General features: G+C 65.7%; 14 protein-coding genes and 3 pseudogenes. 8 read left to right on the top strand and 9 right to left on the bottom strand.

Annotation, left to right across the window (positions count from 1 at the left end; genetic code table 11):
- Positions 1-220 precede the first annotated feature (220 nt).
- Positions 221-355, top strand: a complete 135-nt coding sequence (locus ABTX18_RS35700) for a hypothetical protein (RefSeq protein WP_352126963.1) — start codon at positions 221-223, stop codon at positions 353-355.
- 141 nt (positions 356-496) lie between these two features.
- Positions 497-691 (top strand): hypothetical protein, encoded by a 195-nt coding sequence (locus tag ABTX18_RS35695; RefSeq protein ID WP_352126962.1) that lies wholly within the window; start codon positions 497-499, stop codon positions 689-691.
- Positions 692-934: 243 nt separating this feature from the next.
- Here the strand turns inward: ABTX18_RS35695 and ABTX18_RS35690 are convergent, their stop codons facing one another.
- Together ABTX18_RS35690 and ABTX18_RS35940 are read right to left on the bottom strand one after the other, a co-directional pair.
- Complete coding sequence (locus tag ABTX18_RS35690; RefSeq protein WP_352126961.1) at positions 935-1,276, bottom strand: DUF6233 domain-containing protein; 342 nt, start codon at positions 1,274-1,276, stop codon at positions 935-937.
- Positions 1,277-1,281: 5 nt separating this feature from the next.
- Positions 1,282-1,559: pseudogene (locus tag ABTX18_RS35940) on the bottom strand (DUF8825 domain-containing protein).
- 824 nt (positions 1,560-2,383) lie between these two features.
- Here ABTX18_RS35940 and ABTX18_RS35680 point away from each other — a divergent pair.
- The 5 genes from ABTX18_RS35680 (at position 2,384) to ABTX18_RS35660 (ending at position 5,790) form a co-directional block, all read left to right on the top strand.
- A complete protein-coding gene (locus ABTX18_RS35680) occupies positions 2,384-2,572 on the top strand; it encodes a hypothetical protein (protein WP_352126959.1) in 189 nt (62 codons plus the stop codon).
- A gap of 119 nt (positions 2,573-2,691) precedes the next feature.
- The gene (locus tag ABTX18_RS35675) at positions 2,692-3,639 is read left to right on the top strand and encodes a helix-turn-helix domain-containing protein (RefSeq protein WP_352126958.1); all 948 of its coding nucleotides are present in this window, start codon (positions 2,692-2,694) and stop codon (positions 3,637-3,639) included.
- A 23-nt stretch (positions 3,640-3,662) separates the two neighbouring features.
- Positions 3,663-4,052, top strand: a complete 390-nt coding sequence (locus tag ABTX18_RS35670; protein ID WP_352126957.1) for a hypothetical protein — start codon at positions 3,663-3,665, stop codon at positions 4,050-4,052.
- A 570-nt stretch (positions 4,053-4,622) separates the two neighbouring features.
- Positions 4,623-4,856 (top strand): hypothetical protein, encoded by a 234-nt coding sequence (locus tag ABTX18_RS35665; protein WP_352126956.1) that lies wholly within the window; start codon positions 4,623-4,625, stop codon positions 4,854-4,856.
- A gap of 10 nt (positions 4,857-4,866) precedes the next feature.
- Positions 4,867-5,790, top strand: a complete 924-nt coding sequence (locus ABTX18_RS35660) for a helix-turn-helix domain-containing protein (RefSeq protein ID WP_352126955.1) — start codon at positions 4,867-4,869, stop codon at positions 5,788-5,790.
- Positions 5,791-5,955: 165 nt separating this feature from the next.
- Here the strand turns inward: ABTX18_RS35660 and ABTX18_RS35655 are convergent, their stop codons facing one another.
- From ABTX18_RS35655 to ABTX18_RS35935, 5 genes and pseudogenes are all read right to left on the bottom strand, one after another.
- Positions 5,956-6,429 carry a hypothetical protein gene (locus ABTX18_RS35655; protein ID WP_352126954.1) on the bottom strand — a complete coding sequence of 158 codons (474 nt, stop codon included), beginning with the start codon at positions 6,427-6,429 and terminating at the stop codon, positions 5,956-5,958.
- Between the two features lie 463 nt (positions 6,430-6,892).
- Positions 6,893-8,067, bottom strand: a pseudogene (locus ABTX18_RS35650) (dihydrofolate reductase family protein).
- A gap of 837 nt (positions 8,068-8,904) precedes the next feature.
- Complete coding sequence (locus ABTX18_RS35645) at positions 8,905-9,150, bottom strand: hypothetical protein (RefSeq protein WP_352126953.1); 246 nt, start codon at positions 9,148-9,150, stop codon at positions 8,905-8,907.
- A 77-nt stretch (positions 9,151-9,227) separates the two neighbouring features.
- On the bottom strand, positions 9,228-10,025 hold the full coding sequence (locus ABTX18_RS35640; RefSeq protein ID WP_352126964.1) for an RHS repeat-associated core domain-containing protein: 798 nt from the start codon (positions 10,023-10,025) through the stop codon (positions 9,228-9,230).
- Positions 10,026-10,562, bottom strand: a pseudogene (locus ABTX18_RS35935) (RHS repeat-associated core domain-containing protein); the annotation flags it as partial.
- On the opposite strand from ABTX18_RS35935, the gene ABTX18_RS35630 reads away from it, so the two are divergent.
- Positions 10,456-11,246, top strand: a protein-coding gene (locus ABTX18_RS35630; protein ID WP_503061266.1) for an IS5 family transposase whose coding sequence is annotated in 2 segments (ribosomal slippage) — positions 10,456-10,755 and positions 10,758-11,246 — 789 coding nt in all. Because the reading frame shifts where the segments join, the coding sequence is not laid out codon by codon here. The pseudogene ABTX18_RS35935 and the gene ABTX18_RS35630 overlap by 107 nt on opposite strands.
- A gap of 19 nt (positions 11,247-11,265) precedes the next feature.
- Here ABTX18_RS35630 and ABTX18_RS35625 read toward each other — a convergent pair.
- Entirely contained in the window at positions 11,266-11,667 is a 402-nt protein-coding gene (locus ABTX18_RS35625; RefSeq protein ID WP_352126951.1) for a hypothetical protein, read from the bottom strand.
- 23 nt (positions 11,668-11,690) lie between these two features.
- Positions 11,691-11,992, bottom strand: a 302-nt coding sequence (locus ABTX18_RS35620; protein ID WP_352126950.1) for a hypothetical protein, incomplete at its 5' end; no start/stop codon positions are given.

Genomic DNA, 11,992 nt, shown 5'->3' with positions numbered 1-11,992 from the left:
CTACATCACGCCGTACCAGGCGAGGATCCGCTGCCATCAACGGCTGGACCTCGCGGCATAAAACGGAAGTGTCGGGACCTGAGGTGTCACTTCACAGCGCACCATCCCCATCCCCGAAGACGTCACCGCCCTCCTCGCGCAGCTCTGGACCCGCCTGGACACCCTGGCTGCCGAGGCCCCCCTGGCTGCACTCCGAGCCGTCGCCGCTCTCGAGTACCCCGTGGCCGAGGCCGCCCGCACCGCCGCCTGCAACGCCCGCGCGGACGACCAGTCCTGGGACACTATCGCCACCGCCCTCGGGCTCACGGAACCCGATACCCGCACCCGCCTGCACCGCTACGCCCGGCAACTCTGAGCTGGCTGCGCCGGCTGCTGGGATGTCGTTCGTTGGCGGCGGGCCACGTCCGAGGGGCTTGCTCGTCGTTGGAAGAGCGTGACGAATTCAGCTCTGCACCCGGATGACTTTTGCGACGCGGTGCTCGCCCGGTGTCCCAGGATGTCGGAGCGCGACGTGGTGAGGCTGCGGGCGAAGGTCCGCGAGGCCCTTGAGGGGCATCCGGTGGAGGAGTGGAAGACCCGGTTCGCTGACGTGATCATCGATCACCGGCACGAGGCGTTCGCGAAGCCGTTCTTCGGGCGGTCGGTGGCGCGGGGAATGCAAGGAGTGCGGGGAATGATCGGCGGTAGTTGAGCGTTCATCTGCATGTGGGTACGGAGGGGACAGTGTCCCCGGGCCTCACCTATAGCCCATGGGGAAGATCGTTCGGCTGAAGCCCCATGGAGCCCTCCGCCGAGAGGCGACCACCCTCCGCGCCCACACCCTTCATACCGCCCCGGCTGGCCTCCCCCGACCAGCCGGGGCTTTCTCGCGTTTGGGCACCCGGCCGGTCGGGGAAGCCCCGCCGCCCTGGTGCCGCAGCATTGGCCGATGGGTTCACGCCGGCGGGAGTCCGCTCTCGGGCATGCAGATCTGGCACGGCTCGACGTCCGGTTCGTCCAGGGCGATGACGGCGTCTTCGTAGCTGATGAAGTTGACGGCGCTCTTGTAGAGGGAGCAGTCCCCGCGGTGCAGGAGCGCGGCCTCGTGTGAGCGCTGCGGCTGGATCTTCCATGACTCCCGAGCCTGTGCCCGCTCAGCCCGCTGGCGCTCCTTCTCCTCCGCGGCCTCGAGCTCGCGCACCTTCTGGTCCGCGCACCGCAGCTGCCACGCGAGGTACTCGCGCGTCGCCCGCCACTTGTCGAGGCTGGATATCGCACCAGCACCGGCGCCGGACATTGCTCTCAGCCTGCCTCGTCGGCTGGCTGTTCATGGGCGTGCTGCAGCGCCATGCGGGCCGCGACCACGGTCTCGCTCAGCCCCGTCCAGTAGGGGTGCGTCATCACGGTGGTGCTCAGCTCCAGCAGCTCGGCTCGGTATGCCGCGAGCTGTTCGCGCTGATCGTCGGTGTAGCCGGGGCTCTCCGGCTTGGCGGAGCGGTGCCGGAGAGCAGCTGCTTGTCCGTCTCCCGCCCGGGTATTGGCTCGGCTGACCAGGGAAGCGTCTTGGCGTACTGCTCCATGGCGGCGCGGGTGCGGTGGAGGGCGAGCTGGGCGTCGCGCAGGTCCTGGGGAAAGTCGTACGTGGGCACACCTGAATGGTACGACTGTTCGAATAGCGTGTGCGAGGGCGCGTCGGCGGTCGTGCTGCGCTCACTCGGACAGTCCTGCTGGCTTCTTACTGGCCGGGTTCGGAGCTGGTGGCCTGGCACCGGTGGGCTGGGGGTCTTCAGGGGCAGCTCGGGGGCGGCGTTGAACGGGGCGTCTGCTGGCAGGGAGGGCCCTGCTGATGTGCCCGCGGTTGTTCTCGGTGAGGCCCTGGCGGGCCGGTGCGGTTCAGGCGTTCACTCGTTCGAGGGGCGAGTCGGTGTCCTGTGCCGGGGGTTCGTTGACAAGTTCGGAGAACTTCGCGGGCTGCCGGACGGGGGAGCGCGGTGGTGGCGCGGGGTGGCGTCGATTCGCGCCGGTGCACGTCGAGAATCCCGTTTGAGGTGTTTGTTCAGATGTGGTTGATCGTATGTGGTCGATTGGTGTGTCTTTCTGCCCAGGTGTCTGGGTGGTCCCTCGATGGGAGGGTGGCGGGTACCCATACCCACAGCGCTACTTTGTGGCACGGCGTGGCTGCGGAAGGTAGTACATTCCGATTCCCGGTTTTCGCCGGGCATGCAAAGACCCCGGCTGCTGGTTGGTCGCCTCACCGGGGTCTCTTGCTGCTCTTCAACGCCTGTCTGACACCCTGAAGGAAGGGAATCCCCTCGTGTCCAACCGACGTCGATCTCGTCTCCCCGCACGTGCGTCTGCACTTACGCGGAAACTGAGTCGCGAACGTATCATCCCTGCTCCGGGCATGGTTCAAACACTGCAGTGGGATGTCACAGCTGTCACGGTCCGCGGAAGTCTGCTCATCGTCGTGCTGTGTCTGCCCCTGCTGGTGATCCCGGGCTTTGCCGCGTCCGGGGTGCTGCCCTTTCTGGCGCTTTTCCTGACGGCTTCTCACGGATCGTTGCTGGTCCGTCAGTGGGTCCGCCGTCGCTGACCTGACCGGTGGTGTGACGGGAGCCCAGCTCCCGTCACACCACCGCGCCTCAGATCCTCACCGCGCCAACCGGGCGGGCGGGCACAGATACCCGCCCCCAGCGCCCCGAAAGAGGTCCCGTGTCCATTCGTTCGCATCCTGGCCCCTCGCGGCCGGCCCGCAACGGGGCCGCCGTCGACGTCGACCGGGCCAAACGCTGCACCGAAGCCGTGCGCGACATTGCCGAGGACTTCGTCGTCGTCGCCGAATCACTGATCAACCGCGCCACCGACCCCGACGTCCCCACCGCCGAACTGCTCCACACCGTGACCACCCTCGCTGCTCTCGCCGAGGAAGCGACCGCCGCACTCGTCGTGCGCCAGAGGTCCCAGGGCGTACCGCTCAGGGACCTCGCCCCCATGCTCAACCTCACCGAGGACCGGCTCCGCAAGAAGTATGTCCCCCAGACCGTGGACCAGGACCTGACAACCCGCAGCCGGCCCATGCGCGTCCCTCCTCCCTTTCCGCGTCCCGACGACTTACCGACCACGAGGGACCTGCTGCGCCACCCCCGTCAGCGCCTGGCCTGTGCGCTGACCCGCATGTGGAAACAGTCCGGGGTGTCTCAGCGCGCCCTCGCCCAGTGCATGAACGTCGACCCGTCCTACATCTCGCGCATGCTCTCCGGCGAGCGGGACATTTCCCTGCAACACGTGAACATGATCGTCGACCAGTGCGGCGGCAACGCCGACCTGGTCAAACCCCTCTGGGCAGTCGTCGCCGGCGTACAGACCCCCGACACAGAACCCGTCCGCGCGTTGCGCTCATACCTGCTCGCGCTGCGCTACGCCGCCGGATCCCCCAGCGACACACGGATCCTCGCCTCCGTGCAGCGCACCATCATCAAGGCCGACGTGCGCCAGGCATTCGAAGGGCCCGGTGTTCCGCAATGGCAGGTCGTCCGCCAGCTCACCGTCGCTTTCCAGAGCCTGCCTGAGATCACTTGGCCGCTGTGGCGCAAAGCCCACTCCACCGTCGAAAAGACCGCCGACAGCACCTCCACCTATCCCGCCGGCGCGTTCGGCTGACCAGACCGACCCAAAAGAAGAACATGAAGCCACCCCCAGCCACCGTCCTCATCAACGCCTTCTACGCGTTCTACGATCTGCACCGCCCCGCCTACCGCGCCTACGCCGCAGCCCGCCTGGCCCCGGAAGAAGCGCAGATAGCGGTCTCCCACCTCTTCGACCTCGTCGCCAGCAACTGGACCACCGTTGTCTGCGAACCCGACCCCGCCGCCTGGGCCTGGCAACGCCACACCCACGCCGTGGCCCACCGCAGCGGCCGCACGCTGACCGCACCAGAGGAGACACTGCTCCTCCACGAAGAACTGCGCCTGAGCATCGACAAGATCGCCACCGTGACTGGCACCGAACCGGCGGCCGTCAGCACACTGCTGGCCGCCGCCCGCCGCCCTCCAGCCACCCCCGACGGCTTTTGAGATGCGGAGTTGGCGGCCACGCCCTGAGCCCCGCACAACGACAGGAGGCCGGTACCGCAGTCTGCGGCAACGGCCTCCGGCGAGCCCGCGCGGCAACGCGGAACTCAAAGCCCTGCTGATCAGTGGATGGAGCCAGTAGCCATCAGGGTCGTACGGCATGCGTACGGCCCGGATCGTGACAGCAGCGCGTACGCGACGCAACAAGGATTGGGGCGGACGCGCATCAATTCGCCCTATCACTGCTCACCGACAGCAACGTCCTCCCCCGGACAACTCACAGCCCAGGCGCGTGGGCTGGACCTGTCATACCCACCCGATGCAGAGAAGAAGTCAACAACTATCACGCACTTACAAGGGACAGTCGTGCATCAAAACGCGCGATTGATGCCCGGTAGTGGGGAGTTGGCAGCTTCGGGGTGCCACCATCTTGTCCACGCACCACGCCGGGGACGGCGGCAACTGTCCCGTGGTGCGACCCAGATGGAGCCAGGTGTTCGGCGGCCGCGAGGCCGCCGGACTGAAAGTGTCAGGAAACTCATGCCGAAGCAGCACCCCTCAGCAAGACCCTGCGTGGAGCACGGATCCCCCAGCGCCCGCCGCCTCAACGGGGCCGAGGCCATCGTGATCATCGTCGTGGTTGTCATCACCGCGGCTCTCACCGCCCTCACCGCTGTGCCTGCCCTTGAAGTCCTGCAACTGCTCGCCGGGGCCGGCCTCATCGCCGGGACCACCATCGCGCTCAGCACTCGTCTCTCCTTCCGGTCCGTCAGGACGGTGCTCAAGGCCGCCCTGACGGCCGCGTGAAGGAGACGCCGTGGGACGCCGCGAGAAAGAGATCATCACGTCCAACGCCGGGCTCCGCCAGCTGGCGGAGTGGCTGCGCATACAACGGGCCCGGGCACGCCTGACCTACCGCGACCTCGCGGATCGTGCCGGACTGCACGCCACGACCCTGCAGCGCGCTGCCTCTGGTGCCTCGGTGCCCCGGCTCGCGCCAGTACTGGCATACGCCCGGGCGTGCGACGCACCGCCCGAGGATGCCCGCAGGCTGTGGCGGTGGGCCAGGCGTGAGCACGTCCGGGCCACGTACGGGCGGCACCCGGCGCCGTCTCCCAGGCTCGTACGGGACTTTGCCGACCTCAGCGCCGCGCTGCGAGACGTGTACGAGCAGGCGGGTGCACCGCCGTTGCGGACCATGGAGAAGAGGGCGGGCGCCTTCGGAGCTCTTCCCCGCAGTTCGGCGCATCGAATGGTGAACAAGCAGGCCGTGCCGCACAGCCTCGATCAGTTCCGGGGATTCCTGCGGGCCTGCGAAGTCCCACCCGACTGGAAGGAGTGGGAGGACGCCTGGAACCGGGCGTGGCGCTTCGAGAAGCAGGAGGACGCGGGCCTGACCGAGATGTGGACCAGTTCATTCCGGATCAATACTTCGCCAGCCGCCCTAGTAGTACCAGCCCGCAAGGAAGTTTCAGAGGAGACGCGGGAGACGGCAGGTGACGGAGACAGGGCGTACGTCACGGCACGCGGGCCGGAGTACTACCGGCCCATGGTTCCGCGCCAGCGGGCTTTTGCCGGAAAGCCCGTCCTGTCCGACTCCAGCTTTACCTCGCGGGTGAGGCGCCGGTCCGCCGAGGTGACCCGACTTCAGCAGGAAGCCATGCTGAGCAGCGGGGCGGCCATGGATGACGTGCTGTTTTCCCTGCCCGAGCAGCAGATGAACTCGGAAAGGCTCTTCTGAACCATGGATGCCCACCAACCCCGTGCAGCGGGCCGCTAGCACGGGGTTGGCCCGGGTGGCCGCCTGCCACCAAGGCCCTGCGGGCCTCAATCCCTGGGGCAGGGAGCGTCGAGCGTCGGGTGTGGCGGCCTGCCTCCGTGCTGGGCAGCAGAGAGCGGGAGCACGTCAGCCCAAGTAGGACGTGCCCGGCCGAGTGTCCTGGCGCTGTTCCGCGATCTCCTCTTTGCTGAGCGGGCGGTAGAGGTAAGCGGCGCCCACGGTGGCCGAGAAGGCGCAAAGCCACACCACGGCGCCGGTGAGGTTGCTGATCTCATCGGCCTTGTCGCTCTGGTCGAAGGCGAACGCGGCGTACACCGCCAGCTGGGCAACGCCGAAGACGACGGCCGCCGTGATGTCGCTCCTCTTCTTCGTCTGGAGCGCACGCCAGACGAAGGGCAGCTCCAGGATGAACCCGGCCAGCGCGATGGGAACGATCGCCCAGAAGATCTGGGCTCTGCGGGAGTTCAGCCCCATAGGGGCCTCCTTTGCGGCGACGGGGTGGTGGATCAGGTGGACGGCGCGCAGGTCAGCAGGACTCGTCCGTGAGAGTCGCGCGTCTCCGCCGTCCGTCTTCTCCTTGGCTATGGGAGTCTGGCCCACGTGAGCACTGACTGTGCCCTAGTTACGCGGGGTGGGCACGATGTTTCACACGGCCTCTGATCGCGCTGGCACCGGTCACCTGAGGTGCCGTTGCGCAGGGATGCTTCAGTTCGTTGTCCTGGCATGGCACAGGACCGTCCCCCGATCCGTCCCCGTTCGTGGAGGCAGTGCTGAGGCTCTGCCCCGACATGCCAGCCGCGGATGTTGAACAGCTGCGGGCCGCGGTCCGCGAGGCGCTGGTCGGCCGGCCCGAGTCCCAGTGGACCGAGGTGTTCGCCGACCAACCTGTGTAGCCCGCCTCTTCGAAGCGCGTGCCCAAGGCGCAGACGATCTACTTCAAGGGTCGTTGGCCGCCTTGGGCGCCGCCCTGCTCGGCGTCGCGGGCACCAGGTTCGCCGGAGCGGAGCGGCCCCCGCCGCCCGGCACGCCGCTGCACCTGCAACAGCACCGGTCGCACGGGTGGCTACAGCAGATGCCGGTTGGGTGCCTTCGCTGCGTCGGTGTACTCGGGCAGTTCGATGACGGTGATGCCGGCGTTTTGGAGGAGTTCGGTGCCCTGTGCTCCGGGGACGAAGGTGTCGGGTTCCCGCCATGCGGTGACGGCCCGGCGGATCCCGGCTTCCCGGATGAGCTGGGCGCAGGACCGGGGTCGTGAGGCGCGTTTCGCGCAGGGTTCCAGCGAGCTGTAGAGCGTCGCGCCGCTCAGGCGCTCATCGTGGCCGAGTTTGGCGAGGGCGCCTTCTTCGGCGTGGTCGTGGGGGTCGTTCTCACGGGAGTAGCCGCGGGCCAGCTCGGTGCCGTCCTCGGCGACGATGACCGCGCCGACGCTGAACGCGGTGTTGGAGGGCGGGCATTGGGTGGCGAGTTCACAGGCGATGGCGAGCCAGGCCCGGTCGGTGGTGGTGACCTCGTTTCCGGGGCCGGGCCTGCCACAGCCGGTGGGGGAGGGGCGATCGGTCATCGAGGCTCCGTGCTGATGTCTTTGGGCGCGTGCCGCAGGAGTACCACGTCGCCGATCTGTCGGGTTTCCAGGAGCCGGAGCCGGGCGGAGGGCCCGCCCATGTAGTGAGCCGGGCCCAGCATCCGTACGGCGTCGCTCTGTCCGACCAGGAGCGGGGCGATGACGAGGTGGAGTTCGTCGGCGAGATGCTGTTCGAGGAGCTGGGTATGGATCGTGCCGCCGCCTTCGACCATCAGCCGCCGCACCCCGTACACGTCTGCCAGAACATCGAGTGCGACCGGCCACGTGGCATCCTGCGGAACACCCTGAACGGTGGCGAGGCCACCGAGCGCCTTGCCTGCCTTCTCGGCGGCTTTGCTGCCGACGGCCAGGACAAGTTTCTCGCCCCCGTGGTGCCAGAACTTCCAGTCCGGATCGAGATCCCCACTCCCCGTGACGGTGATCTTCAGCGGGTATTCCGGAAGACCTGCCGCTACCCGTGCGGCACGCCTGGTTTCGGAGTTCACGAGGAGACGGGGATTGTCGGCGCGCAGAGTGCCGGCCCCGACGAGGATCGCGTCGACGGAGGCGCGTACCGAATCGACACGGTCGAAGTCCTGCGGGTTGGACAGCAGCAGCCGGTCCTCGCCGGGGCGGGTGTCGAGATAGCGTCTGGCGCTCCCAGATGCCCTCGACACCGAAGCGGGCCACCAGGCATTGCTGATCGTCCGACCGGAGGAGCCGCGTGGGGTGGAGAGGGGGCGGTGGTGCTACCGGGCGTGAATGGCGCTCACCGTCTTGCCGCCGGTGATAGCCCGCCTGGCCCGTCATCCTGAAGAGCGCTGCTATGCCCTGGGACACCTGGACGACGTTCGTCGGGCCGCAGACTGAACAGAGCTCAGGTGCCGTCTTCGGCTCACGCAGAGTGGCACCTCGCCGGACACGGCCGCCGCTATCGTGCCTGCTCCGCAGCCGGAGGGCGCCGACATCGAGGACGACCAGGAGCTGGTCCTTCAGGAGCTCATCCGCGAGCAGGTCCTGGAGTGGCGCAACAGGGCAGCTGTCGACGACCAGTTGGTGTTCGACCACATCGACCAGCACGGCGAGACGTCGGCACAGCGCCTGTTCACCCGGGCGGTTCGTCGCCCAGGTGCAGCGCCTGGCCGGCCTCGGGCACCTGGACCTCGTCTACGCCGCCTGGGGGCTCGAAGAAGCTCACTGATCAACGGTTGCCTCTACTGCTGCCACGAAAGCCAATGCGCCAACTACGCACCATCCCCATGCGATCGCAGTGATCCATTGGTTACGAAGCCCATATCCCTCAAGTTCCGATCTAAATCCATCCATCCTCCCGTCAGGGTTCCAGAGAAAAATTATCCCAACGGGAGAAATAGTGAAACGAAGATAAAAAAGAGCACTATAAACTCCAACTACGCAGCAATGCAAGGAAGGATCTGCGGTCACCCGCCCGAAAGAGAATGTCGCCCCAGGGTAGGCTCATCGCATCCGTGAAAACAGAAAGGCAGGAACGACTCTCACACCACCCATTCACTGATCGTGATGTAAACGAAAGCCAAAGCCATCAAAAATCCCATACCCACAAAGAGGCCACCAAAAACCCTAGCCCCATTCCAAGCCCAGGACCTCTCATGAAGCAAAGGATTAGAGCTGACGTATTTTCCGGATATTTGGTCGCCAACCCCCCACCAATTCCTTCTAATCGCCAAACCTGCAGTAATGAACATGGCGGAAAAAACAATGAGCATCACTATTTGCTCCATGATTCAATAATGCTGCGGGTGGCGCCCTACGCATAACTGGCGTAGGGCGCCACTGCTCGCAGCGTGCGAAGATTCGGTCAGTTGAGGCCGAACATCCAGGTGTGATTCAGCCCTCCGCCAAGTCCACCCTGGATCCCCACGCCACCGCCAAAACTTGTGGCCCAAACCGGCTCTTGACGAGAATTTCGCACCAAGGTCCCATCCGGGTTCACAGCACCTTCATGCAGGGCTGTTACTCCACCAGCATAGTGAACCGATACCGATTTATCTATGCCGAAGCCCGCAAGCTGGTTCAGATCATCGGCATTACTCTGCACGTAGCCGGCATCTCCAGCTAGACCCGCGCCGGGCCCTCCCACTCCTGCCGACAAACTGATACCAAATTTCCAGTTCCCGGATGGATTCTTACCCCACACGAAGCAGCCTCCAGCGCTACCCAATGCGCCAGGCTCACCCGAAAAGCCACCGCATACTCCATAAGTATGCACCTCTCCATCCGTGGCCAATGCTTTGGAAACCTTGTCTGTGACATGGTCAATTCCCCGCTTTACCGACCCGGCAACATCTGGGCCGTTCTGGCGATGCACCGGCCTATGCTGTTGGTAACCAGGGACATACTTCGGCAGCTTTCGCACCATGTACCTGGAGGGGTCTGCCCGATAGGCCGCATAGTGACGCCGCGAATCGATATCCTTCTTCGGGCTCTCGTGCCAGGCCCACTTCCCGCTCTTGTAGGTGTATCCGGCGTTCATTCCGCGGTCGTCGGCCCAACGGTCGTCGTTGTAGCTGGCACCTCCGGCTGGGCCATCGGGGCGGAGACCATCCGGGTCGGATTTGGTTAGAGGGTTGTTGTGCGCGTAGCTGTAGGCGTTCATTTGAGCGGGGTCGTTGGTGTCGATAATTGGGTCGACACTGATAAAGCGGCCGAGGCTGGCATCGTATTCACGGGCGCCAAGGTGGGTGAGGCCAGTGCGATCGATGATGCCGCCGACGTATCCGCGAGTCCCGAAGGCTGTCGACTGTTCGGATCTCAGCTTGCCGAAGGGAGTTGTTTGCGGCGGGTGATGGCGAGGGTCCCAGCGGCGACCGCGGTCATCGCGGTGTTCTGGTGGTCGTTGATGAGATAGGAGATGGTTCCGCCAGTGCGAACAGCGACGGTTTCGCCATGGTGGGTGTAGTAGCGGGTGCCGGTTTTGGTTCCAGTGGCGCTGAGAGCTCGTAACACGATCTTGCTGAAGTGCGCTGGTGGGGCGTAACCGGTGTGACGATTCGGCTGTTCGTGAGGGTGTGGGTACCCGACCGTGGATCGTGGACGATGAGTTGTGGGCGTTGATCGAGCCGTTGCTGCCTCCGTGGCCGGAGCGGTCGCCGGGGCCGCGTCCGGTGTCGGACCGGCTTTGTCTGCAGGGCATCCTGTTCGTCCTCTACAACGACATAGCCTGGCAACTCCTGCCCTTGGAGCTGGGGTTCGGCTCAGGGCAGACGTGTTGGCGCCGCCTGGACCGATGGCAGAAGGCAGGGGTCTTCGACCGGTTGCACCGGGTCCTGCTCGCCAAGCTGAACGCGGCCGGCGAACTCGACTGGTCGCGCACGTGCGTGGATGGCTCCCACATCCGCGCGAAAAAGGGGGGCCCGACACCGGTCCGTCGCCGGTCGACCGGCGGAAGACGGGCAGCAAACACCACTTGATCTGCGACGGACACGGAACCCCACTCAAGGTCATTACCACCGCAGCGAACGTCAACGACGTCACCCAGACCCTCGCCCTGGTCGACGGCATCCCACCTGTCGCGGGCCGCCCCGGCTGGCCCCGCCGACGACCAAAAGCCCTCCTCGGCGACAAGGGCTACGACTCCAACCCCAACCGTGACGAGCTGCGTCACCGCCGGATCCTGCCCGTCATCTCCCGCAAGGGATCGCCGAACATCAAGGGCCTGGGCAAGCTCCGATACGTCGTCGAGCAGACCTTCGCCCTTCTCCATCACTTCAAACGACTCGCCGTCCGCTGGGAACGCCGCACCGAACTCCACGACGCCTTCGTCTCTTTGGCCTGCGGCCTGATCTGCTGGAGACGCCTCACGAAGGCCCGATCATGATCGTGCCACGAGCTTTTGGCTACAGCTCACACCACTCACCCAGAGGGCCAGCCGCCCGCGTCTGGGCGAAGTCGTGCACCAGGTCCCAGGCCCGATCAACATCCAGGACAAAGTCGCCCGTGAACGCGGCGAGGCCGTCCATGATCGGGACTTCAACCTCGGCACCCGAGGGCACGGTGCCGTCTCCTACGAGCAGGGACATCCGCTCGGTGTCACTCATCAGATGGACGACGGCGTGATCACCTCGGAAGGCCAGGGTCAGCACCGGGAACTCCCTGTTCGGCGACCGAACCTCGACGTACCCCTCACCACGAGAACGCAGGTCGTTGAAGCGGTCTGACAGGTCCTTCACCTCTGAACGTCTTTCCACCGGAGGGAACAGTCCCGACTCCGGCGAAGTCGCCGCCCACACCACGCTCATCCAGTCACTCTTCCTCACACAGGTCATCGCCCACGATCCAGGGCCACGCTCCCATGCTCCACCACGACACGACTGCTGGGTTGGAGCCGCATGATCGTGTTACGAGCTCTGAGGGTGAGTTCGTTCTCGTCAGGCAGGGTGAGGGTGCTGGTGCCGTCGGCGTTCTTGGCGATGAGGCGGTTGCCGTCGGCGTCGTAGATGTAGCTGGCCGTCTTGCTGTTCTCAGTGAGGTGAAGTGACACCTCAGGTCCCGACACTTCCGTTTTATGCCGCGAGGTCCAGCCGTTGATGGCAGCGGATCCTCGCCTGGTACGGCGTGATGTAG

This window comes from Streptomyces sp. NPDC096323, assembly GCF_040302845.1.
Classification (GTDB): Bacteria; Actinomycetota; Actinomycetes; order Streptomycetales; family Streptomycetaceae; genus Streptomyces.
Note: the sequence above shows the minus strand (reverse complement) of the source record. Positions and strands in the feature narration are given on the sequence as shown.

What these genes read in the sequence shown, in the direction of transcription:
- ABTX18_RS35695 (WP_352126962.1), top strand. Translation starts at nt 497, where the DNA reads ATGTCGGAGCGCGACGTGGTGAGGCTGCGGGCGAAGGTCCGCGAGGCC.
- ABTX18_RS35690 (WP_352126961.1), bottom strand. Translation starts at nt 1,276, where the DNA reads ATGTCCGGCGCCGGTGCTGGTGCGATATCCAGCCTCGACAAGTGGCGG.
- ABTX18_RS35680 (WP_352126959.1), top strand. Translation starts at nt 2,384, where the DNA reads ATGGTTCAAACACTGCAGTGGGATGTCACAGCTGTCACGGTCCGCGGA.
- ABTX18_RS35670 (WP_352126957.1), top strand. Translation starts at nt 3,663, where the DNA reads ATGAAGCCACCCCCAGCCACCGTCCTCATCAACGCCTTCTACGCGTTC.
- ABTX18_RS35645 (WP_352126953.1), bottom strand. Translation starts at nt 9,150, where the DNA reads ATGGAGCAAATAGTGATGCTCATTGTTTTTTCCGCCATGTTCATTACT.
- ABTX18_RS35640 (WP_352126964.1), bottom strand. Translation starts at nt 10,025, where the DNA reads ATGAACGCCTACAGCTACGCGCACAACAACCCTCTAACCAAATCCGAC.
- ABTX18_RS35625 (WP_352126951.1), bottom strand. Translation starts at nt 11,667, where the DNA reads ATGAGCGTGGTGTGGGCGGCGACTTCGCCGGAGTCGGGACTGTTCCCT.